The 24634-nt window shown below is 69.4% G+C and carries 21 protein-coding genes and 2 tRNA genes; 10 read left to right on the plus strand and 13 right to left on the minus strand.

Annotated features, from left to right (window positions below):
* Positions 1 to 241 (plus strand): transposase (locus tag RZ50_RS00110; RefSeq protein WP_217680152.1); only part of this gene is annotated, 241 nt, incomplete at its 5' end.
* A 480-nt stretch (positions 242 to 721) separates the two neighbouring features.
* On the opposite strand, the gene RZ50_RS00115 is transcribed toward RZ50_RS00110, so the two are convergent.
* Entirely contained in the window at positions 722 to 1738 is a 1017-nt protein-coding gene (locus RZ50_RS00115; protein WP_196947425.1) for a DNA cytosine methyltransferase, read from the minus strand.
* 303 nt (positions 1739 to 2041) lie between these two features.
* Complete coding sequence (locus RZ50_RS00120) at positions 2042 to 2905, minus strand: NgoMIV family type II restriction endonuclease (RefSeq protein ID WP_196947426.1); 864 nt, start codon at positions 2903 to 2905, stop codon at positions 2042 to 2044.
* A gap of 740 nt (positions 2906 to 3645) precedes the next feature.
* On the opposite strand from RZ50_RS00120, the gene RZ50_RS00125 reads away from it, so the two are divergent.
* Both RZ50_RS00125 and RZ50_RS00130 read left to right on the plus strand, forming a co-directional pair.
* The gene (locus RZ50_RS00125; protein ID WP_196947427.1) at positions 3646 to 4251 is read left to right on the plus strand and encodes a hypothetical protein; all 606 of its coding nucleotides are present in this window, start codon (positions 3646 to 3648) and stop codon (positions 4249 to 4251) included.
* Between the two features lie 225 nt (positions 4252 to 4476).
* Positions 4477 to 5718, plus strand: coding sequence for a tyrosine-type recombinase/integrase (locus RZ50_RS00130; RefSeq protein ID WP_196947428.1), 1242 nt, complete (start codon positions 4477 to 4479; stop codon positions 5716 to 5718).
* 540 nt (positions 5719 to 6258) lie between these two features.
* On the opposite strand, the gene RZ50_RS00135 is transcribed toward RZ50_RS00130, so the two are convergent.
* The 3 genes from RZ50_RS00135 to RZ50_RS00145 form a co-directional block, all read right to left on the minus strand.
* A complete protein-coding gene (locus tag RZ50_RS00135; RefSeq protein WP_196947429.1) occupies positions 6259 to 6621 on the minus strand; it encodes a hypothetical protein in 363 nt (120 codons plus the stop codon).
* A 69-nt stretch (positions 6622 to 6690) separates the two neighbouring features.
* Positions 6691 to 6763, minus strand: a tRNA-Gln gene (locus RZ50_RS00140).
* 88 nt (positions 6764 to 6851) lie between these two features.
* Positions 6852 to 8222: a hypothetical protein gene (locus tag RZ50_RS00145; RefSeq protein WP_196947430.1), complete on the minus strand. Its 1371-nt coding sequence runs from the start codon at positions 8220 to 8222 to the stop codon at positions 6852 to 6854.
* Positions 8223 to 8897: 675 nt separating this feature from the next.
* Between RZ50_RS00145 and RZ50_RS00150 the strand changes: the two genes are divergently transcribed.
* The 5 genes from RZ50_RS00150 to RZ50_RS00170 all read left to right on the plus strand — a co-directional run bounded on the left by RZ50_RS00150 (position 8898) and on the right by RZ50_RS00170 (position 14135).
* Complete coding sequence (locus RZ50_RS00150) at positions 8898 to 9485, plus strand: hypothetical protein (RefSeq protein WP_196947431.1); 588 nt, start codon at positions 8898 to 8900, stop codon at positions 9483 to 9485.
* 186 nt (positions 9486 to 9671) lie between these two features.
* Positions 9672 to 11744, plus strand: a complete 2073-nt coding sequence (locus RZ50_RS00155) for a hypothetical protein (RefSeq protein WP_196947432.1) — start codon at positions 9672 to 9674, stop codon at positions 11742 to 11744.
* 97 nt (positions 11745 to 11841) lie between these two features.
* The gene (locus tag RZ50_RS00160) at positions 11842 to 12477 is read left to right on the plus strand and encodes a hypothetical protein (protein ID WP_196947433.1); all 636 of its coding nucleotides are present in this window, start codon (positions 11842 to 11844) and stop codon (positions 12475 to 12477) included.
* A gap of 236 nt (positions 12478 to 12713) precedes the next feature.
* Positions 12714 to 13034 (plus strand): hypothetical protein, encoded by a 321-nt coding sequence (locus RZ50_RS00165; RefSeq protein WP_217680154.1) that lies wholly within the window; start codon positions 12714 to 12716, stop codon positions 13032 to 13034.
* Positions 13035 to 13268: 234 nt separating this feature from the next.
* Positions 13269 to 14135, plus strand: a complete 867-nt coding sequence (locus tag RZ50_RS00170; RefSeq protein ID WP_308271549.1) for a site-specific integrase — start codon at positions 13269 to 13271, stop codon at positions 14133 to 14135.
* On the opposite strand, the gene RZ50_RS00175 is transcribed toward RZ50_RS00170, so the two are convergent.
* The 6 genes from RZ50_RS00175 to RZ50_RS00200 all read right to left on the minus strand — a co-directional run bounded on the left by RZ50_RS00175 (position 14101) and on the right by RZ50_RS00200 (position 19574).
* A tRNA-Pro gene (locus RZ50_RS00175) sits at positions 14101 to 14174 on the minus strand. The genes RZ50_RS00170 and RZ50_RS00175 overlap by 35 nt on opposite strands.
* Before the next feature lie 137 nt (positions 14175 to 14311).
* Complete coding sequence (locus RZ50_RS00180) at positions 14312 to 15556, minus strand: MFS transporter (protein ID WP_196947439.1); 1245 nt, start codon at positions 15554 to 15556, stop codon at positions 14312 to 14314.
* Between the two features lie 260 nt (positions 15557 to 15816).
* Positions 15817 to 16605 carry a DUF1684 domain-containing protein gene (locus RZ50_RS00185; RefSeq protein ID WP_196947435.1) on the minus strand — a complete coding sequence of 263 codons (789 nt, stop codon included), beginning with the start codon at positions 16603 to 16605 and terminating at the stop codon, positions 15817 to 15819.
* A 224-nt stretch (positions 16606 to 16829) separates the two neighbouring features.
* Entirely contained in the window at positions 16830 to 17690 is an 861-nt protein-coding gene (locus RZ50_RS00190; protein WP_196947436.1) for an acyl-CoA thioesterase II, read from the minus strand.
* Between the two features lie 216 nt (positions 17691 to 17906).
* The gene (locus RZ50_RS00195) at positions 17907 to 18572 is read right to left on the minus strand and encodes an alpha-ketoglutarate-dependent dioxygenase AlkB (protein WP_196947440.1); all 666 of its coding nucleotides are present in this window, start codon (positions 18570 to 18572) and stop codon (positions 17907 to 17909) included.
* 228 nt (positions 18573 to 18800) lie between these two features.
* The gene (locus RZ50_RS00200) at positions 18801 to 19574 is read right to left on the minus strand and encodes a transglycosylase family protein (protein WP_217680156.1); all 774 of its coding nucleotides are present in this window, start codon (positions 19572 to 19574) and stop codon (positions 18801 to 18803) included.
* Positions 19575 to 20166: 592 nt separating this feature from the next.
* Between RZ50_RS00200 and RZ50_RS00205 the strand changes: the two genes are divergently transcribed.
* Together RZ50_RS00205 and RZ50_RS29805 are read left to right on the plus strand one after the other, a co-directional pair.
* A complete protein-coding gene (locus RZ50_RS00205; RefSeq protein WP_196950945.1) occupies positions 20167 to 21081 on the plus strand; it encodes a hypothetical protein in 915 nt (304 codons plus the stop codon).
* Between the two features lie 203 nt (positions 21082 to 21284).
* Positions 21285 to 22058, plus strand: coding sequence for a hypothetical protein (locus RZ50_RS29805; RefSeq protein ID WP_217680412.1), 774 nt, complete (start codon positions 21285 to 21287; stop codon positions 22056 to 22058).
* Positions 22059 to 22158: 100 nt separating this feature from the next.
* On the opposite strand, the gene der is transcribed toward RZ50_RS29805, so the two are convergent.
* Both der and cmk read right to left on the minus strand, forming a co-directional pair.
* Positions 22159 to 23613, minus strand: a complete 1455-nt coding sequence (gene der, locus RZ50_RS00215; RefSeq protein WP_196949549.1) for a ribosome biogenesis GTPase Der — start codon at positions 23611 to 23613, stop codon at positions 22159 to 22161.
* A gap of 241 nt (positions 23614 to 23854) precedes the next feature.
* The gene (gene cmk, locus RZ50_RS00220; RefSeq protein ID WP_196949550.1) at positions 23855 to 24592 is read right to left on the minus strand and encodes a (d)CMP kinase; all 738 of its coding nucleotides are present in this window, start codon (positions 24590 to 24592) and stop codon (positions 23855 to 23857) included.
* Between the last annotated feature and the right edge of the window lie 42 nt (positions 24593 to 24634).

Here is a 24634-nt window from a genome sequence, read left to right on the forward strand (position 1 = left end):
CGCGATAAGGACGGTCGTCTACTCCACGAACATGGTCGAGTCGATCAACTCCCGCCTGCGGAAGGCCACCCGCAACCGCGGCCACTTCCCCTCCGAGCAAGCGGCGTTGAAGGTCCTCTACCTCGCCGTCCGGGAGCAGATCACCCCCAGGGCACGCGACATCAACCACGTCGCCGCACACTGGAAGGAGGCACTGAACCAGTTCTCACTCTTCTTCGAGGACCGGCTCAGCATCCAATAATCCCACGGCACTTACACGAGATCGCTTACACGCCCGCCTGGAGCTGTTCCCTGCGGAGTCTGGGCCGGTGCTGCCGCAGCACGGCCACGGACCGGGCTGAGCTAGCGCAGGCCGTTGTCTGCGGCGTCCGCTGCGACAATGGAGGAGGACTTTTAGGTCTCAGCGGCGGTGATCGGTTAACGGGTCTCTCGCAGCTGCTCGGTCCACCTGGAGACATCCCCCCAGGTGACCTGTGGCATGAGAGCGAGCCCTACCAGGGCAGAACGTGCTTTGTGGCGATGCTGCGATGCCTCGCGCGAGTATTGTCGCTGACATCGACGGCGAATTGGCAGTACGGAGGGCGCCGTCCCCAATGGTGCCGGCTCCGCTACTCGCAAAGCTCTGGGCCCACCACCTACGCCCGTTGCAGCAACGACATACACAATGCCCTGATCCCGGCTCTCCGCCGACTCAAGCATTACGGCTACGCGGACCACCACATCAGGCTGCCGTCACCACTGGCACAGTCCGCGGCTGGGGCAGGCCGAATGCTGCTGCAGCCACGTGTGCGGCCAGCAGCGGTGGCACGGCGTTGCCGGCCTGCTCATACTGCTTCGTCTGGGTTCCCTGCCACGGGTAGTCCTCGGGGAAGGACTGCAGCAGGCCCGCCTCGTGGACGGTGATGCGCGCTGTGTCAGAGACGGCGATGCGGCTCTTCCAGCATCCACGGTCGCGGGACTCGGCAAGAGCGCGGCGGGCCTGGGTTGGGAAGGGCTCGGCACCGCCGGTCTTACCGCCGCCGGCGGTGACGGTGGGCGCAGGCCGGTCGGTGGCGCCCCAGCCGATGCCTTCCGCCATGGAGACCCAACAAGCCCGGGACTCCCCGAAGAGGTTGCCGTCCTCGCCGTGCTCGGTGTGCGTGGGCTCGGGAGGCTGGGCGGTACGCAGGCGCGAGGCGATGAGGATCGCGCGGCGTCGGCTCTGCGGAACGCCGAAGTCGGCGGCGTTCAGGTTGCCGCACCAGGTGCTGTAGCCCCAGCCCCGAAGCACTTCGGCATAGTGGCGGAACAGCGGGAGGGCATCAGGGACCTCCTCCATGACAGCGTCCTCTGGGCGCAGGGCATGGAGGTAGCGCATCGGCTCGGCGGCGAGCAGGGAGCGGGGGTCCTGGCACGCGGCCAGGAGCTGTGGCCGGGTGTCCCGGTCCCTGGCGAGGTCATCGATCGCCTGGTGGACCAGGGGCTGATCCTGGAGCCCTAGCTGCTTGCCCGCCCTGGACCAGGCCTGACACGGCGGAGACGCGATGAAGCGGCGGATACGGCCGACCATAGGCGCCGTAGCGATCTGGGCGACGTCCGCACGAACAGTCGGATGCCCGGCTGCAGCCCGCGTCTGGCAGGCCGCAGCATCCCACTCGATCCCGATGTCAGTGATCCCGTGGTAACCGCGCAAGCCCTCAGACCAACCGCCGGGCCCGGCGAACAGGTCCAGGGTGTCAGGAGCGACGGGGGCGGGCATCAGGCCTCCGGGACGGATGGGAACAGTGAACGTGGATAGGTCAGGTATGGCAAGCTGCGTCCTTCCTGCCTGCGGACGGCGGCTGACCAGCCCACACGACCTTACAGGCGCAGACCGCCGAACCGACGGGCACTGCTCCGTGAGGGCCCTGCAGCGGCGGTCCCGATGGAATCCAGCTGCCATGGTTGGATCGGGGACACAACGGCACACGGCTACCGGCACCCGCAGCCCAAGGCCCGGCAAGCGCGCAAACTTCACCCTTTCAAGTTCGTAGCGGTCCCGCCCGAATTTTCCACAGCGCGGCTAGACAGCCAGGTCTAGCGGAAGGTCACTGATGTCGCGGATCCGGCTTCCTGCAATCAACGTGTGCAGCATTGCGCTTGCCTCGTCGTTGCACGTTTTCTCTACTGCCCGGATCAGTTCCGGGAGGGCAAAGTGGTAGACGGTATCGATGTCACCAGTTCCGAGGGCGAGAGATGCGAGCCTAGCGGGTGACGGTTCTCCCGTGACGACCGCGATGTGCGGCGTGCGCCCCTTACGATTCCGGATGACGTTCAACGCCTCCGAGCGCGCGTTCTGGGCGCGGTCGCTACGCAGGGTCCACTTGCATGAGACTATCGCATGGACGATGGAACGCTCCTGGTTGGCACTCCTGATGACAGCGTATTGGCCAGATTCCGCGTCTACGAGTTCGCGCTCCTGGTTAATCGTCGCGTCCGGCTCAGGCTTCCGCAGCACCAGGATATCTGGACTAATCTCGTAGGAGTTTCCCAGAACTGAGGCTAGATTCCGGTCTTGCTCGATAGCAGTTGCAAGGGCAGCCAGATGAGCAAACGGCTCATATTTCGAGATCTGGTATTCGGTGCGCGAGCCTCCGACATTCTCGATAATCCAGCCGCCCGGGCGGAGGGACTGAAACATCGGAAAGGTCTCCACCAGGAAGGCTTCCACGGCCTCTTCGAACTGCTTACCCGCTCGCTGACCCTTAAGTTTCTCCTGAATAATCTCGGCGCCAAGGTCCTGCGCAATGTTGAACGCAATAGCCCTACTAGTATTTTGACTGCCGTCAGCATTTGAAGCCACGCCATCACGCGACAGAGACAGGGTGTTTCTGCCGACAAGATTCCTGTGAAAGTTCACCCTTGCTTCGGTAAGTACCGCTGCCATGCAAGACCTGCCCAGATCGTCCGGATTGAGTGAGCCCGTTGCTTTTCGCGAGGAGAGGAGGAGGGGGACGTACAGCCGCATGCAGCGTGCGAAGCAGCCACTCGCTTCCATAGGCACCCCGATGAGTATCGCCGGCCTGCGTCATCCGGGAGGCCTCAATGGGTTCAACCAGCAGCCGCCCGTACAGGTTCGCTGCCACACCCCTGCCCGGGCGCAAGGGAGGACAAGGGGTTGCGTTCTGGACGGTCATGCAAGTGGACCTGCTGGCGCACCGGGTCCAGAACGGAACGCCCTGCCCTGTCGGCGGCAGTTGAAATGAGGGCCGCGGACAGCAGGCCAGAAGAGGCCCGATCGGTGGTCCCGTGATCATCCGGGCTTCAGCAGTGCTGGAGCCCGGATGAAGCGAGGGTGATTCGTGTGGAGAACTGGGCTGAGATCCGCCGGTTGTGTCGGAGCGAGAGCCTGTCGACCCGGGCGGTAGCCCGTGAGCCGGGAATCTCCGGGGGCCGTTCTTCGGGCTCTGGCCTCGAACGGCCGCCGAAGTACGGCGGGTACCGAAGGGGCTCAGTGGTGGACGCGGTCGAGTCGACGGTCCCCACCGGCCCATTCTCAGCCTCACCACGCAGCAGTCCCTGCTCCGTGCACCCCGAGATCCCCCAATGCGCCCTTGATCCGCCGTGCCGATCAGCGGACTGTCAGACCCTGAGGTTGGTCATAGGACGATCGATCGGGGGATTCTCATGTCCGACGCGAACTCCGCCAGTCCGTGGGCACGCACGGTCTTCGGCTCCCTCGCGGCCGAGGTCACGGCAATCGTGCCCGCATGCCTTGTCCGAGCTCACAAACGTGCCCAAGGCGGCCACGAAGGCGTTCACACGCAGACACTCGAAGCGTACGGACACGGGCTCTACGCTGCACAGTACGAGGAGCTGTCGGCCGGCCTCTCTCAGCTTCCCGGCGTTGAGCTGGTCCGTCTCCAGGCGCGGACCGTTGCAGTGGTCGCCGGCCACGTCGTCTACCCTTACCGGTACGCAAAAAAGGACGTGCCCGTGACCGCCGCCAGGCTCCGCAGCGCGTCAGGGCTTCGCGCCGACCTCATCCGCCGGCACGGTCCCGACCCGCGTCAGGGAGAGCTGGATCTCGGCATCGAACTGCCGGATGAGGACGAGCCTCATGCGGATCTCGCACGCCTCTCGCCAGACACCAAGCTTGTTCTCGTCGCCTACGCCTGCTCGCTGGCTGACGGTGTAGTCCGCCTGGAATGGGGATCTGCGGAGCTTCGTCGCGAAGATCGATCACTGATCTGGCACCGTCATGAGCCCCTGCCCATCCCGCGGCAGCGCTGACGTGAGACCTTCCAGCAGGTGCCTGCCGGGAGGCCGGCCCCGTCACAAGTCGATCTGGTGAAAGCTCACTTGTCACACCGCCAAGGGGCACGCACTGGTCCCGGCAGCGCACGGTGGCGAGTGATGGCGAAGTGATGGCATCTCAAACGCCACGCTTCGCCAACTGCCTTCTCCAGACGCTGGCAGCCATCGTGGGGTCAGGCTCTCCTGGCTGGAGGTAACCATGTGGCTGTCCACCCTGATCGTGGTCGGATCTACCGACGCTGCGGCTGCCGCGACGCCGACGGAAAGCAGTTCGGTGCGCAGTGCCCGAGCCTCAACCGCTCAACGCGCCACGGCTCCTGGGCCTACGCCTTCGACGTGCCCTCGACTGGCGGGCGCCGTCGGCAGCGATGCCGCAGCGGCTTCCGTACCCGCAGGGCCGCGCGCAAGGCATTGGAGCGCGCTCTCGAGTGCGAGCGCACCGGGTTGGATCTCGACGACGACCTGACGGTGGCCGGGTATCTGACCGGTTGGCTGCGGATTAAGGAGGACGTGCTCAAGCCCGCCACCTATGCCCGCTACCGCGACCACGTGCACAACGACTTCATCCCGGCTTTCGGCCGACTCAAACTGTCCGACCTGCGCGAACGGCACATCACCGCGTGGAACGAAGCCGAACTGGCCCGCGGCCGAGGACGCACCAGCGTCTACCGGGCTGGCGCCACCCTCTCCAGCGCCCTGAACACCGCGGTCCGCACCCGGCGCCTGGCCGACAACCCGGCGCGCTACGCCGTCAGCCCCGCCGCGCCCGAGCAAATCTGCTGGACCCCGTCGCAGGCTGCGGCATTCCTGCAGCACAACCACAACGCCTACGGCGACCAGCTGGCGGACGCCTTCGAAGTCCTGCTGGGCACCGGGATGCGCCGCGGCGAACTGCTGGGTCTGCACTGGCCCGAGGTGCACCTGGCCGAGCAGGTGCTGCTGGTGCGGTGGAATCTCACCACCGTCGACAACAACCACCTCCACCTCGGGCACCCCAAGACCAAGGCGAGCCGCAACTGGGTCAGCCTGTCCGCTCGGGTCGTCTCCGCGCTGGAGCGGCGTGCGGCGGCCGCGCGGGCGAGCCTGCCGGAAGGCGCCCCGCTCGAAGGACTCGTGTTCTGCCAACCGGACGGCGCGCCGCTGCGCCCGCAACAGCTCCTCGTCACGCTTCGGCGCAGGTCCGCGGAGATCGGTCTCCCCCGGATCAGCGTGCACGATCTGCGGCACACGGCCGCCAGCATCATGATCAGCTCGGTAGTCCCGCTGGCCGTCGTGTCGAAGACGCTGCGGCACTCGACGCTGTCGACCACGGTCAACATCTACGGCCATTTGCTCCCGCACGCCGCCCGCGATGCGGTCACCGCGCTGTGCCAGGCGCTGGATGACGCCTCGCCGCCTGTCATCCCCGACGGTGAAGCGCCAGACCTTTCGGAGGCCGCGTAGCTGGCCGAGCGTCACCCGCACCACAGCCGCTGCCATCACGTCGCCATCACCATTCATCCGAACGAGAACGGCGGGCCTGTCATTTCTGACAGACCCGCTGGTCACATACGTCGGGACGACAGGATTTGAACCTGCGACCCCTTGACCCCCGGCGGCCGAAAGGGCGTCCGGCTCGTGTTCGTCAGTCCGAATCTCGCAGGTCAGGGCCTACCTCGTCCACCACACATGCCGCCTGATGGCACCTCATGACATCCAGTTCGTGAGAGGCACCCTGCGACCGGGGGTCGAGGGTGATTTGGCTCACAACTCCTTTGGAGGTGCTACTCCGCCCGACAAGCGTGCCGGATCCGACGTTCCTCCGTGGATCACTACGTTCTACTTCCGAGCCGTCAGGCGTGAGAGACAGTTGGCCGCTGGGTAGGCGCCGGCAGTCGAGCTCACCAACGCACCGCCCGCGGGTCCCAACCTGTGGGGTAGCCAACCTCGGCAATGTCCTCGGCCAGGTTTTTTCAGAGCAAGCGCTCTGTGCCGGTACGGCCGTCACCTATCACCGGGGGCCTGCTTCTTGCATTCAAGGAGGCGGTGAAGACATCGGATCTCGCTGATCAGGCGGGGGATGTCCTGACGTGCGCTGGCGATGAAGATGGCGTTCTCGTCCCACCGTTCGTCTGCAACGTCGACGTACCGAGGCTGCTGGACGAGCGTGGCGGCCACGACGTGGTGGTGGTCGAAACCCGGCCAGCGCTCCCCGAGACCGGTATCAGCAACAGTGCTGACGGCCACGAGGCTCATGGCAAACTCGTCATCGAGTTGTCGCACGTACCAGGGGCCTGGGGTCGCGGCGTCGGCACGCTCCTGGATGTCGGCGAGGTCGTCGTCAGTCAGCGGATCAGAAGTGTTCATCAGGCCGACAGGTCCTTGTGTTCGATCAGCTCATCACATTCGTAGCGGCTCCGGTGAGGTTCGAGACGGCGACGAGAGCAGGATTCGAACCTGCGTCCACCCGGGATCAGAGCCGGGCGCTCCTCCGCAGAGCTTCCTCGCCGCCGTGCTGATCATCACTGCAGCCGACGTGTGGGTCAACTGGTTTGCCGCGGAAGGCGAAAGAGTGGGCCCGGGCGGCCGGACTGGCGCTACAGCCACTCCTGTGCGGCGGCGCGCTTGCCTTTCCCCGAGAAGATGCCGGCAGACCGGAGGGCGCTCGCCATCAGGGGATCGGCGACGGCGACCCCGTGCACGAGCTCAGGCGTCCGGCTGAAGGCGACGGCCTCGGCTGTCGGCCTCGGGGCGGTCCAGGCGCCGGCCACCGGGTCCACGCCATGACGGGCGCAGACCGCCTCGACCAGCGAACGCGGACACTCCTCCTCGCCCCGCAGCACTTCCCAGGGCAGCGGCAGCTCCGCCCACACATAGGTGTCCGGATGCAACCCGCCTCCGCTCCTGCGGTGCCAGTACGCCACATCGGCCGCCATCAGGCGCGGCACCTTTCCGGGGCAGATCCGGTCCAGGACGTCCATCCGGCCGAGCTCGGTCAGCAGCGCCAACCAGTGTGCCCGCGCCGTGTTCCACGCCTGCGCGGCCTGGTTCCACGTCGACGAGTCGTTGCCCCGGCGCACGATCATGGTGTCGCGCTCCAGCGGGCAGCGCTCCCAAGCGTCCTCCAGCAGCCCGGCCACCTCCCGCAGGAAGCGGGTCCAGCGGGCCAGCAACTGGTTGAGCTCCTCGTCGGACAGTCGCTCCAGCACCTCGGCCGTCGGATGCACATGCGCGATCGCGTACCAGCAGGTCCGCTCCGGGTGCGCTCGCAGCCGCCCGAACAGGGCGGCAGCGACTTCGTCATACACCTGCCGCTGCCTGCCGTTGGTGAAGACGCTGCGCATGTAACCCCGCGCGGTGACGTACGCGACGAAGGCCGCGGTGTCCGGATCCGCGGCGAACAGCTCGTACGGCAGGGCGTGGGCGAACGCGCCCTTGCCGGTGATGGTGACCTCGTACCGGTGCTGCTCGTGGACGAGCCGCGCCAGTTTGGCCTCCATCCGGCACAGCAGCCGGAACCGCTTGTTGTACTGGCGCTTGGACAGCTCGCCCAGTCCGGCCTCGGCGCGCCCGGCCCGGTCGAGCCGATCCCTGCCGAAGTCGTTGTGTCCGTAGGCGCGGCGGATCTCCTGCCCCGCGCGGCGGATCACCGCCTCGATCTGCGCGGGATCGTCCGCAACGCCGTCCGGAAGGTCCGGCACGCTCGTGAACAGTCTTGCTGCACAGGCGAGTTGACGCTTCGCACCGACCGGCTGGGCGAAGCCCTCCAGCATGGACGTGTAGCCGTGCCACAGCCGGCGCAACGACTGCTCGGTGGCCTTGGCGAGGGCCGCCTCGGTGGCCGGGTCAAGGCTGGTTCCCCGAGCCGCGTACAGGTCTTGGATGAGCTGGGCCACGTCCTCCGAACGCTTGCGCAGCTTCAGAGTGGCGTGCAGTTCCCTGAGCAGCTGTTCGACGGCGGGCGGCATGCGCCTCACCCTGTCATCACCAACATCGAACCTCCACCCATTATCCGGCCCGCGGCCCGAGGCGGAGGGTGGCGGTGTTCTCAGCCGAATGCTGGCACAAGGTCCCATCGCCCTGATCATCCCTGGCCTGCAGCATCGCGCTCAGCGAATCCGGGGACCGCAGAACCGTACACCGGACCTGGTCCACCCACCCGCTGGTCGTCACGAACGCATTCGCGATGCTGCGCCACCTGTTGCAGACGAGGAGAAGTGTGCTGTGTCGACGGCTGAAATTCCCCCTGACACTCGGACATTTCTCTGCCAAATTCCCCTTGTGAAACTGACGGCCCTGCGTTTGGTCTTCTCGCCGGTCACCAGCTTTCGCGCGCTCCGCATGGTGCGCGCTTCGAGTTGGGCCCTGTCGTTTGACGCTGCTTGGCGCGCCGCATGGACCATAAGGCGGCCTGACGAGCAGGTCTACCAGGCATACGGGCATGCCGCGCAAGCAGCCCTATGCCCTAAGGGAAGCTCCACCGAACAGCAGCCACAATAGTTTCTCTGAGCTCCGGGACTCCTGGAAAATAGCAATATTATTGCAAGATGATCAGCAAAATAGCCTTTGCCGCATGATGCGGGGACCAGTTTTCGCCACTCTCACACAACAGCTGTGAATATCGCCCCTACCAACTGATATCCATGGTGAAGCCGTTTGTGATCGACCTCGCAGGAGGGAAAGGCGTCGCCATGTCCGACCCCGTAGACCTCGTCGCCGGTAGCGCGCTGCCAGCCATGTTCACCTTCTTCTTCCAGCGCCTGGACAGCTTGCTCACGCGTCATCGCTCCGGGCGGGCAAGCGAGCCTGAACCGCTCCCGGAGGTTCCCCCGGAGCTCGTCGGCACGCTGCACCTGCCGTTGGTGGCAGACCCGGTCCGGCTGAGGGGGCGCATCGAGGTGCTGGAGGCACTGGCCCTGGCATTGACGCACTACCAGCGCAGCCCTGCCTCGGTCACAGGCTCCGACCAGGTCCTGCTGCAGACCCTGGGCAGGGCTCGCGCCGCGTTGGAGGATATCTACGGGCAGCGGTTCACCTTCGACGGGGAGGAACGCCAGGCATCCGGCCCGCTCAGTGAGCATCGCTACACAAGGGTGGCCGGCGAAGTGGTGGCCATGGAAGCCCAGGAGAGGATCACTGGGGACGTCGAGGCCCGTGTCACCGCCGAGACCGTCGAGCGTGGGGGGCGGGTTGTCGGGATGAGGGCTCCCATCATCGAAGGACGGCCGTAGCAGCACCCACTCCTACCTGCCCCAACCATCAGGAGTACAACCGTGACGTCCACTCCCATCGATGCGGAACACCCTGATCACGCCGACGGACGGACTGTCGGACTGCCCTCACCGGAGGAACCCGGCAGCACAGAAGCATCAGCTACCCGTGACACTCCCATTCCCCCTCCACGTACGGACATTGACGTGCTGGATGACACCGAACCGGCCGACACGCAGACGCCCGCCAGCCTGGTATCCAGCCCAACGGCACCTGCGGCGCGCGCCGGTGACGCGCCACAGGTCGGTCTGCACGCGGGAGTCAACCACGGTCAGATGATCGGCCAGCTCTTCGAAGCGGTTCAGCGCCACAGTGGCGCCCCGTTGAGCGCCGAGTACATCGAGCGGCAGCTCCAGGGTTATCTTCCGATCGGCAACGAGTCGGATGCGCAAAGAATCCTGCAAGAGAACCAGGTCCTCGTCCTCTTCGCCGACCGGTCCGGGTCCGGCCGCTGGACTGCCGCACTGCAGCTCCTGGCTGGGTATCAGAAGCTCCTGAAGGTACGCCGAATCCGGCGGGACAGCGGAGACAGCTTCAGCATGGAGGGGCTACGCGGCCATAAGCGCACTGGCTGGATCCTGGACCTGCGAGCCGAGGACGAATCGCTTCCCGCCCAGTGCGACCTGGCCGCGGAACTGCACGATGTGGATGCCCTTCGGACTGACGAGTCCTATCTGATCGTCGTCATGAGCAAGGCCATCCGGACTCAGAGCGGCATTGATCTTGATGAACTGGCTCTTACTCCCGAGCCGCCAAACGGGATCGAGCTCTTCGCCAAGTGTCTGACCGAGGCGAAGGCCCCGCTGGCCGAAGCCCTTGCCAAGGAGCCACGGTTCACAACCGACCTCCTCCAATTGCCGCCGGGCCGAATCGTCGCCTGGGCCCGCACCGTGGCAGCGGCCGCCATCGGCTACCAGGCTGCCGTCGGCCGCCCGCTCACCCCGACCGATGACGACTTCACGAAAGTGGCGGCAGCGGCTGGCAGCGCGGTCGATGGCTGGTTGGAGGAGTTGGTCACCTGGCACAGTGCCGCCGGGCGTACCAGTTATGAGCGCAATTACCTGCTCCTGACCGCCGTCTTCGAAGGCGAAGCCATTCCTGAGGTACACAAGAAGGTCGCCTCCCTGGCGAGTGCCTTGGGTGAGAAGGGCGAACGCGCAGCACGGCTGGCCGGCCAGCAGGGTCCGGGGCTATTTGAGCTGGCCCGGCAGATCAACGCAACCCTGCTTCCCGACGGCCGGATCCGGTACCCGGGCCCCGGCTACGCGGAGGCGGTCGTGCGCTACTTCTGGCGTGACCGGCCGGATCTGAACCACGCGTTCACCGCCTGGACCGCCGAGCTTTGCAAGGAGCTCGGCAAGGCCGAGGGCATCCGGCTGGCAACGCGAATGATCCCCTGGATCCAGCACCATCTCCAGAGCACGCGCAGCACCAGGCTGCTCCAGCGGGTGGTTGCCGACTGGTCAGCCGACGGGGACCTGGCACCGATCGCTCACACGCTGCTGGTTGGTGCTGCGCTCCTCCCCCAGGTCGACCGGCTCACCCTGGACGCGATCGACACCTGGTTGGACAAGGGTGATACGCCCGCCTCCTTGCTGCAGACTCTGGCACGTACGTGCCAGAGTCTCGCCCCTGCTCATCCAACGAGAATGCTGCGGCGCCTCGGCGTGCTAGCCGACTCCACCGCGGATGGTGTCGCGGACGCAGTCGGCAATGCCGTCAACGCTCTCTGGAGTGACGAGGATCTACGACCACGGCTGCATACCACCCTCGTCTCCTGGCTCGACAGCCCTCATGAGTCGCTGCGCGATGCAGCCGCCAGCGCCTTCCTGAACTTGGCCCAGCAGGAGTTCGAGGGCGTTCCCGCATTGCTGTACGAGCCGGGGACACCCGCAGCTCCGTGGGTGGTGACCGGGTGGCGCACGGTCCTGGAAGCCCTCGATCCGAGCCCGCTGGCCCACCGCGCGGGACAGGCCTGGTTGAACTCCGCCGCCACCGTGCCCGGCAGCCAGGAACAGATCCTTGCCACCCTTGTATCTGCCGTCCACGACACTCCCACGGACTACCTGCGCGGCCAGCGTGTCATGAATCTGACGCGCCTTGCTGAGAGGTGGCTACTCCTGAGCACTGTGGTGGACGAGGCTGGCCGCTCAGCGCTCCGGCTCTCCCTCGGGGCTCGGCTTCAGGAAGCGGACCCCCACTACGTCCACCCCCAGTAGGTGGGAGGCCCAGAAGGTGCTTAGGCGTTGGCTGCGTCGGCGGGGAGCACTCCAGCTGGAGTTCACCACCCCCAGCGCGGACGGCTACCTCTTCGAGGTGCGTGCGGACGGCCAGTGGCAGCAGAGAGGGCGCCACCGTGACCCGGCAGCTGCAGCGGCCAGCTATGTGATCGACGCGGTGGCGTCGCTCGCGCTTGACTGCCCGCTCCTGGCCCCCGCCAGGCTCGAAGCACGCGCCAACACCCTCCTGGGGCAGCCTGCCGTCATGCCCGAAGGCAGCTCTCGCCTCCTATGGGCAGCCGTCCATGTCAACGTCACCCCCGAGGACTTTCACGACGCCCAGGCGGAGCTGCGGCACCGGGCCCGGTCCCGTGCCCATCTGCAGTCGCAGCGGAAGCAAGTCGACCATGCGGTCGCCTACCTGAACCTACTCCGCGCGGATCCGACGCTGGCCATGGTGCAGCAAATGCTCGACAGCCCGAACGCGAGCACCGCCGAGATTGTCGCGCGGTTCGACGCTGTGGCCGAGAAGGTCGCCGCCTACGCTCCCGGCGGAAGATGGGTCCGTACCGTCGGACTGCTGGAGAAGACCTTCGGCGCTCTGGACGAGGACGCGCAACGGTATGTCGTGGATCGCGTGTGTTCCGCGCTCAGCGAGTTCCGACAGACCCAAGAAGCGGCCCAGCACATCCGGCAGGAGTACCAGATCGGCAAGTTGGAGCTGGGTCCCTAGTCGGTGACTGCTCCGCTGCCCGTTGCACCCCCGACATCCGTCGTCAAGATCGTCCTTGAAGCGCGGGCGCCCTTGTCGCCTCATTAAGGGATTGCCCCAGGTCAGGGACTCAAGGGTGGGACGGTGGTCGCAGTGTGGTCGCAGGATTCGACCAAGAGCGACCGACAATGGGTACAGAGATCCCTGCGTGATCATTGGAAGCGATCACGATGCGCGCCGTCGTCGATCTTGGACGTGTGTACCGCCGTTGTGGCTGTCGCGACCTTCGCCATCACCAGCTCGGGGCCCGCTGCCCGGCCCTTGTCTCCGACCCCGGGCACGGCACCTGGACATTTGCCGCCGACCTGCCCGCACCCACCCCCGGCCGCCACATCGTACGCCGCGGCGGCTTCCCCACCGAGGAATCAGCGAGAGCTGCCCTGCGTCGACTGCTCGAAGGTCACAACGGCGGCTTCACCGCCGACCCGAACCAGACCGTCGCCGACTACCTCACCGCCTGGCTCCGGGCCAAGGCCCTGGTCCTCAAGCCGACCACCATGGCCCGCTACCGCGCGTAGGTCGCCAACGACCTCATCCCCGTTATCGGCAGCATCCGCCTCGACGACCTCGGCTACCCCCACATCGCCGGCCTCGTCCACACCCAGCTCGCCCACGGACGAGGCCGCGCCACCGTCCACCAGATCCTCGCCACCCTCTCCAGCGCCCTCGGCGACGCCGTCCGACACCACCGCCTGGCCACCAACCCCGCCCGGCCAACCGTCATCCCGCGCCCAGCCGCCGCCGAACGCCACATCTGGACTCCGCAAGAGGCCGTCCGATTCCTCCGCTACTGCCACGCCGTCGACCCGCCTTTCGCCGATCTCATCGAGCTAATCATCGGCACCGGCATGCGCAAGGGCGAAGCCCTCGCACTCCACTGGAACGACGTCCATCTCGACCACGGAGTCCTGTTCGTCCGCTACTCACTCGCCGCCGTCGACAACAATCACCTCGTCCTCACCACCCCCAAGACCCGCACCAGCAAGAACTGGGTCGCCATCTCCCCGCGCGTCGCCACCGCACTGCGCAACCGCGCCGCGGCAACCGCCAACGTGCCCGGTGGCGGTCTCGTCTTCCAGCGCCCCGACGGCAGGCCGCTCCACCCCGAATACGTCCTCAACCACTTCCACGATCTCAGCCGCGACGCCGGTGTCTCCCGCACCACCGTCCACGACCTTCGGCACCTCGCCGCCACCATCTCCATCAGCGCCGGCGTGCCCCTCACAGTGGTCTCCAAGACCCTGCGGCACTCGACCCTGTCGACCACCGCCAACATCTACAGCCATCTCACCACCCAAGCCGCCCGCGACGCTGTCAACACCATCGACAAGACACTGACGACCATCGACGGAGTCGGTACTCCCCCGACTCGCATCCCCAGGCCGCGACCACCCGGCGACCACAATCCGCAGCTCCACAACCAACTCACCCTCACCAAGAGGCCGGAAGGAGCAACGAGTTACCGAAACATCACCCACCCGCCGCCAGAACGCTGCGACCACTCTGCGACCATCAGACGACGGAACGTCAAAAAGGCCGCTCCCGCCAGAAGCGGAAACGGCCTACGACCTGCAGTTAAGCAAGTCGGGACGACAGGATTTGAACCTGCGACCCCTTGACCCCCAGTCAAGTGCGCTACCAAGCTGCGCCACGTCCCGTGGTCTCGGTGCCGTGCGGCGGGGCCTGGGGGGCTCTGCCGGTTGGCTTCTCGACCTTGTCTCCGGTGTCCCGGCGACGTGGAAAACAATACAGCACGTCGGGGGGTGCTCGCTGCCAGGTTCGGGGGGTGGGGTGGTCAGGGGGTGGGGTGGCGGGCGTCGTAGGTGAGGAAGGCGGGGCGGCGGGCGGCGAGGAGGAGGACGCAGGCGACGCAGGCGAGGCCGCCGGTGATCACGGAGGTGGCCGGGTTGGTGAGGGTCGCGACGGCGCCGGACTCGAAGTCGCCGAGGCGGGGGCCGCCGGCCACGACGACGATGAAGATGCCCTGGAGGCGGCCGCGCATCTCGTCGGGGGCGGCGACCTGCATCATCGTGTTGCGGAAGATCATGCTGACGGTGTCGGCGCAGCCGGCCACCGCGAGCAGGGCCAGGCCGAGCCAGAGGTTGTGGAGGGCACCGAAGGCGGCGATGGCGAGGCCCCAGGCGGAGACGGCGGCGAGGACGGCGACGCCCTGGCGGTGGATGCGGCCGACCCATCCGGAGAAGAGGGCGCCGATCAGGGCGCCGACGGCGGGGGCGGAGACCAGCAGGCCGACGGTACGGGCGTCGCCGCCGTAGAAGGTGACGGCGATCGCCGGGAAGAGGGCGCGCGGCATGCCGAAGATCATCGCGGCCAGGTCGGCGAGGAAGCTGGTGCGCAGGTTGGGCTGCTCGCGCAGGAAGCGCAGCCCGTCGAGGACGGAGGCACGGCCCTTGCGGTCGCCGAGCGGCCGCATGGCGGGCAGGCGCCACATGGCGTAGAGGGTGGCGGCGAAGGCGACGGTGTCGACCAGGTAGGCGGCCTGGGTTCCGTAGGCGCCGATGAGGACGCCGCCGATCATCGGGCCGACGGTGAGGCCGAGGTTCATGCTGACGGTGTTCAGCGCGTTCGCCGCCGGGAGCTGGTGGCTGGGGACCAGCCTGGGGATCATCGCGGAGCGGGCGGGCGAGCTGAGTGCGAAGAATCCGGCCTGGGCGGCGACGGCGGCGTAGAGGACGGCCACCTGGCCGAGGCCGGCGATAGCCTGGGCGGCGAGGACCGCCGAGACGACGGCTAGGCCGGCCGAGCCGATCAGGCCCAGCTTGCGCCGGTCGACGGTGTCGGCGATGGCGCCGCCGTAGAGGCCGAAGGCGACCAGCGGGAAGAGGGAGAACAGGCCCACCAGGCCGGTCGCGAAGGAGGAGCCGGTCAGGTCGTAGACCTGGACGGAGACGGCCACGGCCGTCATCTGCTGGCCTATGGAGGACACCGCCTGTCCGGACCAGACCCGGCGGTAGTCGGGGTGGTCGCGCAGCGGGCTGAGGTCGGCGAAGGCCCTCCGGTACCAGGGCGGGTTCGCCAGGACGGGATCGGAGGGGGAAGGGGAACCGGAGAGGGAGCCGGAGAGGGGGCCGCTTGACGGAAGGGGGTCGGACGACGGAAGGGGATCGTCGGCCGGAAGGGGGTCGGCCGGCCGAGCGGGCTCGGAGGGCGGGGCCGGATCGGCAGCTGAATTGGCAGGATGATTGGTCGACACAGCCACCTATGCTCCGCTCCGCCCTCCGAGACCCCCGCGCCGGGTCCCCGCAACACCGGGGAGCACCGCGCGGGGGTCGATCGGCTCTACCGGGTGAGGACCTGCTTCTCCCCCGCCTCCACCGCGAAGTCCAGCCGGTTGCCCGGCGGCGGGAACGGGCAGATGAAGTGGTCCGCGAAGGCGCAGGGCGGCAGGTAGGCCCGGTTGAGGTCGAGGACGGTACGGCCCTCGCCGTCCGGCGCCGGCAGGGTGATGAAGCGGAAGCGGTAGGTGTCGGTGCCGCTGGTCGCGTCCGCGATCACGCCGGTGAGGCGGTCGCCGGAGCGGCCGACGCTGAGCGTGCGGTGCTCACCGGCGACGGTGAACTCGATCTTCCCGGTGATGACCAGCGGGCGGTCCTTGCCGTCCGCGTTCGGGACCACCACCGACTGCGCCTCACCGTCGAACGGGGTGTAGGTTGCGGGCACGGCCCACTCGGGCGCGTACGGGTACGCGGAGATGCCCGCGAAGGCGGCCCGGCGGGGCGCGGCCGGGTCGAAGACCCGCAGGGCCGGCTCGCCCTCGCGCTCGATCGGGACCAGCACCAGGTCTCCGAGGGTGGCGGTGTCGGCGGCCGGGTCGGTGTCCGCGCGCAGCAGCACCTCGCCGTCCACCGGACCGTCGGCGCCCGCGACGGTGATGCCGTCGCCCGCCGCGGCCCGCACCCGGACGCCCTCGGCGTCGGCCCACCAGAGCCCGGGCAGGCCCGGGATCTCCACCGGCTCGGTGTCCAGCCAGTGGGTGCCGGTGAGTGCGAGCTGGCCGTGCGGCGCGCTCACCGACGCCGCCCGGGCGTCGCTCCAGTGCTTCCAGTCCTCAACGGCCGTCGCCGTCATCTGTTCACCCTCCCGTTCCGGTTCGCGGGCGGCCCGCCGTTCGAGCCGTCCGTCTCGGTCATCCTCCACAACACCGCCCGCGGGGACGGATCATTCCCCGGCCCCGGGAATCCACGGAACCGCAAGGAGACTGCAATGCACCGCAAGGACACCGCAAGGAAGCGCAATCCGGCGGCAACACCCGAGCACCCCGGTGACCCGCGCGACCGCCGGGGCGCCGGTGCTCAGTCCTCCAGCCGCCGGAACAGACCCTCCTGCACCACCGACACGACCAGCTGCCCGCTCCGGTCGAAGAGCTGCCCGCGCGCCAGGCCGCGCGCGCCGTGGGCTATCGGGGACTCCTGCTGGTAGAGCAGCCAGTCGTCGGCCCGGAACGGCCGGTGGAACCACATCGCGTGGTCGAGCGAGGCCATGTCGAAGTGCCGGGCGCCCCACAGCGGCTCGACGGGGGCGCGGACGGCGTCCAGCAGCGTCATGTCGCTGGCGTAGGTGAGGGCGCAGACGTGGATCAGCGGATCGTCCGGCAGCTTGCTGATGGTCCGCAGCCAGACGCCGCTGCGCGCCTCCACGCCCGCCAGCTCCTCCTCGTTCCAGCGCAGCCGCTCGACGTAGCGGATGTCGAAGGGCTGGCGGCGGCTGATGAACGGGGGCAGTTCACCGAGCCGGGAGCCGACCTCCTCCAGGGCGCTGGGCAGTTCCTCGGGCGCGGGGACCACCGGCATCGGGTACTGGTGCTCGATGCTGCTCTCCTCCGGCCTGTGGAAGGCGGCGGTGAGCGAGAAGATCGACCGGCCGCCCTGGATGCCGAGCACCCGGCGGGTGGTGAAGGAGCGGCCGTCGCGGATCCGGTCGACCTGGTAGACGATCGGCACGCCCGGCACCCCGGGGCGCAGGAAGTACGCGTGCAGCGAGTGGACGGGGCGCTCGCCCTCGACCGTGCGCCCCGCCGCGACCAACGCCTGCCCCGCGACCTGGCCGCCGAAGGTGCGCTGCAGAGCCTCCTCGGGGCTGCGGCCGCGGAAGATGTTCAGTTCGATCTGCTCCAGGTCGAGCAGATCGACGAGGTCGTCGACGGGGGTACCCATGCGCACGTTTCCTCTCGTGTCTCGGATCGAATTCTCCAGCTCACTCGAATTCTCCGGCGACCCGAGTCATTCCCGCTCACCGCCCCCCGGCGCCCGGTTCACTCGAACGAGTAGTCGATCCGAGGCGGCCCGGACTCCCGGATCCCTGCCACGCCCGGATCCCCCCCCCGGATCCCTGCTCCCGGATCCCGGCTCCCTACCCCCCGGCTCCCGGCCCTACGCCCCCAGCCCCGACTCCCGCACCGTGATGTTGAGCCGCCCGACCAGCCCCAGCGCCGGATCCGCCGTCCCGGCCATCGTCCGCACCACCCCGTGGTACGCGAACCGGGCCGGCCCGCCGAAGACCAGCAGGTCACCGCTGTGCAGCTCGAAGTCGGTCCACGGCCGGTTCCTGGTCTCGGTGTTCCCGAGCCGGAAGACGCAGCCGTCGCCGAGCGAGAGCGAGACCACCGGCGCGTCCGTCCGCTCGTCACGGTCCTGGTGCAGGCCCATCCGGGCGCCGTGCGGGTAGTGGTTGACGATCGCCGTGTCGGGCGCGTACGCGGCCGCGCCCGCGACCTCCGCCGCCGTGCCCCCGTACGCCTCGGCCACCGCCCGACGGGCCAGTCGCCCCAGCTCGGGCGGGAACGGCTTGACGGGCGCGCCGTCCTCGGCGACCCGCCGGTACCCGTACGGGTACCAGTGCCAGCCGAGGCTCACCATCCGCACCGACATCGCCCCGCCGGTGGGCATCCGCACGGTGTGCAGCCCGGCCGGCGGGCGGGCCCACTCCCGGCAGGCGGCGATCAGGCGCAGCTGTGCGGCGCGGTCCAGCCAGCCGGGCAGCAGGACTGCCCCGGGGGCGGGCTCGGAGCGTTCCCGCGCGGCGGAGTCGCCGGGCAGGTCGCCGAAGTCGCCGAACAGCTCACCCTGGATCACCCCACCATCCTCCCGCGCCACCTCGACGGGGGCCCGGCGGAAATCCGACGGGGACCCCACCGTCACACGCCCCGCCACCGGCGAGAACAACGGGAACGCGGGGGTCACCGGAAACGCCGACGACCGCTCCCCCGCGCGGCGGAGGAGCGGCCAGGGCAGGCCGAGCAGCCGGTGTCAGCCGCTCACGGGGCCTCAGATGCTCAGGGTCTGACCCGGGAAGATCAGGTCGGGGTTGCCACCGATGACCTTGGCGTTGTTCTGGTACAGGTCGTGCCAGTCCAGGCCCTGCGCGGCGGCGATGGAGCTCAGGGTGTCACCGGACTTGACGGTGTAGCCGCCCTTGGCCGGCTTGGCGGCCTTCGGCGCGACGTCGGCCTTCGGCGCGACGGCAGCCTTCTTCTGCGCGGCGTCAGCCTTCGGGGCAGCCTTCGGGGCGGCCTTCGGCGCGACGTCAGCCTTCGGCGCGGCAGCGGCCTTCGGCGTGGCGGTCTTCGGCGCCGGGGTCTGCGCCGGCTTGGCGGCGGCGGAGCCGGTGGCGGCCGCCGAGGTGTCGACGGCGGCCGGGGTGCCGCCCTTGGTCAGGCCCGCCTTGACGGAGCACACGGGCCAGGCGCCCGGGCCCTGCGAGGCGAGGACCTTCTCGGCGACGGCGATCTGCTGCGCCTTGGTGGCCTGGTTGGCCTGCGCGGCGTAGGCGGTCCCGCCGAAGGCGGCCCAGGTGCTGGAGGTGAACTGCAGCCCGCCGTAGAAGCCGTTGCCGGTGTTGATGGCCCAGTTGCCGCCGCTCTCGCACTGGGCGACGGCGTCCCAGGTGGAGACGGAGGCGGCGGAGGCCGAGGTGGCCGTGACGAGGCCGGCCACCGGCAGGGCCGCGACAGCGGCGCCCGCCACGACCGCCATCCGCACGCGGTTGCGCTTGGTGGCGGTGGAGGTGGTGGCAGCGGCGGTCTCGTGACGGAAGGTCATGGGGTTCCTCTCGACAGCCCCGGGCGGGCATGCGGAACCAGACCCTGGAGAGGGCCGCGTTCGCTTGCCGCGTCCGTCGGGCGGCCGTGCACGTGTCGGACGTGCCGCTGCCGCCCCGGCCACCCAGCCGCTCGCCGGCGACCTGTTCGAGCGATCGCGTCGGCGGGCACCTGCCGCACCCGGTCGGAGCCGGGGGGCCGTGCGTCGGGGGTGAACCCGGGTGGCGCTCGTTGCGCCGCCCAAGAAGCTACGAGCCGGTTGACGGGGAAACCAAAACTCCACCGGTCTCCCCAGCTCAGCAAAGGGTTACCGGCGGTAAGAGCCACATAATCGCGCCCGGAATGTCCGCTTTAACCATCGATTCCTAGATCAAACATCCCGATCGCGTGACTCACCTCACGGTTCCATTCCGGCAGCCCCGTGATCGACATCGACGGATTGCGACCACAAGAGCACTCAGTGCGGTCGGATCCGGGGCAATTACCGTCAGCCACGACGCGCACCCGTGACGCCTGACACAGGGGCCCGTTGGGCATGGAGACCTCCCCGTGTCCGCCCCCGAACCCCATCCACACCCATCCGAGGAGACCCTGTGCCGCGCATGCTCGACGTCAGCGACGAGGTCCGGTCCGAGATCGGCGACGACGAGGCCGACCGCCTGCTCGGCGGCGACCGCGCCCCCGACAGCTACGAATGCACCTCCTGCCGCACCCTTGGCGACACCCACGCGGAACCCACCAGCACCGTGCTGTTCGTCGGCGACGAGACGGCGGTCCTCGCCTTCGCGCACGCCCGCTGCATCCCCTCCCAGGTCGTCCCGGTCTCCGAGGAGCAACTGGTCGGCGCCGTCCGCAGCATCAGCCAGTCCCAGCCCGCGCCGTCCGTACCCGCGCAGGCCATGCCCTCGTCCGTCGTGCCCGGACAAGCCCTGCCCGGACAAGCCGTACCTGGACAGGCCCTGCCCGGGCAGGCCGGGCAGAACGCCCGCGCCCAGGGATCCCCCGTCGAGCCGACGGCCCAGCCGCCCGCCCCCGGCCAGGCCGCCATCCTCGGCATCACCTGCGGGCTGATCCTGCACGGCAAGGTCGGGCACGCCTCACTGGTGGTCGAGCCCACCGGACCGGTCGGCCGCCCCGGCAGCACCTCGGGCGAGGACGAGTTCCTCGACCTCCTCCAGGACGCCGGCTTCCAGCAGGTCGTCGACCTCGACGAGACCCCGGAGCAGCTGCCCGGCTGGTCGGTCCTGGTCGCGATGGGCAGGCTGCACGCGATCCTGCAGCCCGCCGCGGCCGGCGGCAGCACCGGCTGGTGGCAGGCGCACCAGCCGCTCCAGGTCACCGACGCATGGCGGCTGGCCGCCAGCCAGCTCGCCGAGGTGACGATGTACGCCGTCCCGGCCGGGATGGTCGGCCGCCAGCCCCGCGAGGACCTGCTGCGCCAGGCGCTGGAGCGCGCGGTGGCGCTGGGTCAGGTGGTCGCCGCCTCCCTCCCGCTCGCCGGCACCTGATCCGCCGCCACTTCCCCGCCCCCGGAGGGCGGCCGCCCCGATCACCGACGGCCGCCCTCCGCCGCGCCCGGCGCGCCCGGTCCGCCTGGCGCGCCCGATTCGCCCACCGCACCGCCCCCGCAACCCCGCCCGGCCCCGCTCCCTGACGGCCGTACGAACGCGCTCTCCCGCATCCCCGCGGCCTCTCACTCGTTGGCCCCTACGTGTACAGCTACGACGTCCCCGCGCCCGCCGGACGGTCCGCCACCGCCGCCCGCTCGATCCCGGGCATGCGCCCGTCGTACGACGCGGAGCACCCGCACTCGACGACCCCGATCTACGACGAGCTGTACTCCGAGTTCCGGCGGCTGTTCCGCGCCCTGCCGGGCGACCGCTCGGGCGAGGAGGACCTGAAGTTCACCGGCTTCGCGGTCCGCGACGGCTACCCGCTGCTCGGCGAGCAGCGCGCGTACCCGCCCCAGCAGCAGGCCTTCCACACCTACGCGGGCCAGCCCCCCGGCCTCCCCCAGTTCATGCCGCCGCAGCCGCAGCACGCCCGCCCCGCCGGTCACACCAGCCATGCCAGCCACGCCACAGCGCACGCCCCCGCCCACGCCAGCCACGCCACAGCCCCCGCCCACGCCCACGCCAGCCACGCCACAGCCCCCGCCCACGCCCACGCCCACGCCGCCGGCCACACCGCGGCGCACGCCGTCGGTCACCCCGAGCCCACGGCCCCCGCCAACGAGGGCCCCGGCCAGCCCGCGCCCGACCCCACCCCCGCGCAGGGCGCCCCGCCCTCCCCCCAGTTCACCAACGGCCACGGCTGGGTCGCCGCCGGCTACCTCGGCCCCGTCCCGCACGCGGCGCCCGCGCCGCCCGCACCCCCGGCCCCCGCTCCGATCCCCGGCCCGGCCACCGCCCCGTCCAGCGGCGGTGGCGGCCGCCACCGCCAGATGCTCTCCCTCCCCCCGGGCCGCAACGGCGAGCACCACTGACCCCGAAAGGCGCCCAAAAACCACAGGGGCCCCGCCACCACGGTGACGGAGCCCCTGCACTACGCGCCGCCGCGATGCAACACCGCAGCGACGACTACTACTACTTCTTCTTCCGCTTCTCCCGGACCCGCACCGAGATCGAGATCGGCGTCCCCACGAAGCCGAACTCCTCACGCAGCCGGCGCTCGATGAAGCGCCGGTAGCCCGCCTCCAGGAAGCCCGAGGCGAACAGCACGAAGCGCGGCGGCCGGATGCCCGCCTGGGTGCCGAACAAGATGCGCGGCTGCTTGCCGCCCCGGATCGGGTGCGGGTGGGCGGCCACCAGCTCGCCGAGGAAGGCGTTCAGGCGCGCGGTCGGGATGCGGGTCTCCCAGCCCTCCAGCGCGGTCTCGATCGCCGGAACGAGCTTCTCCATGTGCCGGCCGGTCTTGGCCGAGACGTTGACGCGCGGGGCCCACTGCACCTGGACGAGGTCGCGCTCGATCTCGCGCTCCAGGTAGTAGCGGCGCTCCTCGTCCAGCTGGTCCCACTTGTTGTAGGCGATGACGACGGCGCGCCCGGCCTCGACGGCCATCGAGATGATCCGGGTGTCCTGCTCGGCGAGGGTCTCGCTGGCGTCGATCAGGACGACCGCGACCTCGGCCTTCTCCAGCGCGGCGGAGGTGCGCAGCGAGGCGTAGAAGTCGGCGCCGGCGGTCAGGTGGACCCGGCGGCGGATGCCGGCGGTGTCGACGAACTTCCAGGTCTTGCCGCCGAGTTCGATCATCTCGTCGACCGGGTCGCGGGTGGTGCCGGCCAGCTCGTTGACGACGACGCGCTCCTCGCCGGCGACCTTGTTCAGCAGGCTGGACTTGCCGACGTTCGGCCGGCCGATCAGCGCGATGCGGCGCGGGCCGCCGGGGGCGGCGTCGCCGAAGGTCTGCGGCGGGGCCTCGGGCAGCGCGGCCATGACGGCGTCGAGCAGGTCGCCGGAGCCGCGGCCGTGCAGGGCGGAGACGGGGTACGGCTCGCCCAGGCCCAGCGACCACAGGTAGGCGGCCTCGGCCTCGGTGGACGGGCCGTCGACCTTGTTGGCGCACAGGACGGTCGGCTTGCCCGCCCGGCGGATGATCTTGATCAGGGCCTCGTCGGTGTCGGTGGCGCCGACGGTGGCGTCCACGACGAACAGCACCGCGTCGGCCTGCTCGATGCCCAGCTCGGCCTGTGCGGCCACCATGGCGTCGATGCCGAGGACGTCGATCTCCCAGCCGCCGGTGTCGACCACCTTGAAGCGGCGGCCGTTCCAACTGGCCTCGTAGGTGACCCGGTCGCGGGTGACGCCCGGCTTGTCCTCGACGACGGCCTCGCGGCGGCCGATGATGCGGTTCACCAGGGTCGACTTGCCGACGTTCGGGCGGCCGACGACGGCCAGCACCGGCAGCCGGACGTGCTCGGCGCCGTCGACGGCGTCGAAGCCGTCGAGGTCGAAGCCCTCTTCGGCGGCGAGGGCCATGAACTCGGCGTAGTCGGCGGCGTCCAGCTCACCGTGCCCGGTGGCGGAGTGCTCTGCGGTCATGTTCGTCTGTTCCGTTTCCCGGCCCGGCCCTTCCCAGGGGCGTGCCGTGCGTACCTGCCCCGCTCGGGGCAGCGCGATGGTTTCCTCCGCGGCACCTCGGCGGCCCGCGGTCTCATTCAGTGGTCGGATCTCATCAGTGGTCGGGGCTCAACGTGTGGTCGAGGCCCATCAACGGTCGAATCTCAACAGTGGTCGAATCTCACCAGTGGTCGGGGCTCGGCGACCGGACCCGACCCGCCGGTCAGACCGACGACAGCCCGGCCTGCTCCTCCACCAGGGCGGTGATCCGGTCGATCACCTGCTCCAGCGTGAGCCGGCTGGTGTCCACCAGCACCGCGTCGACGGCCTGGCTCAGCGGAGCCGTCTTGCGGGAGGAGTCGGCGGCGTCGCGGCGGGTGAGGTCAGCGGCCATCGCGGTGATGGTCGCCTCGTCCACGCCCTTGGCGCGCAGCTCGGTCGCCCGGCGCTCGGCGCGGGCCTCCTCGGAGGCGGTCAGGAAGACCTTGACGGTGGCGTCCGGGAACACCACGGTCCCCATGTCCCGGCCCTCGGCGACGATGCCGCGCTCGGCGACCCCGGCGCAGCCGCGCTGCAGCTCGACCAGCCGGGCCCGCACCGCCGGCACCGCGGCCACGGCGCTGACCTGCGCCGTCACCTCGGGGCCCCGGATCGGGCCGGAGACGTCCTTGCCGTCCACCGTGATGGTGGGGCCGACGGCGTCCGTGCCCGAGACGATGACCGGCTTGCCGCAGGCGACGGCCACCGCCTCCGGGTCGTCGACGTCGACGTCGTTGGCCAGCATCCACCAGGTCATCGCCCGGTACATGGCGCCGGTGTCCAGGAAGCTCAGGCCCAGCCGGGCGGCGACCGCCCGTGAGACGGTCGACTTGCCGGAGCCGGAGGGTCCGTCGATGGCGACGACGACCGGGGCGTGCGCTCGGTCGGCAGTGTCCACGGGGCCGAACCTCTCTCTGAGCATGGAAGCCGACGCCTGCGCGGGCGTGCGACCGGGGATTGTCTC

It is taken from the genome of Kitasatospora sp. SUK 42 (assembly GCF_015776785.2).
Lineage (GTDB): Bacteria > Actinomycetota > Actinomycetes > Streptomycetales > Streptomycetaceae > Kitasatospora.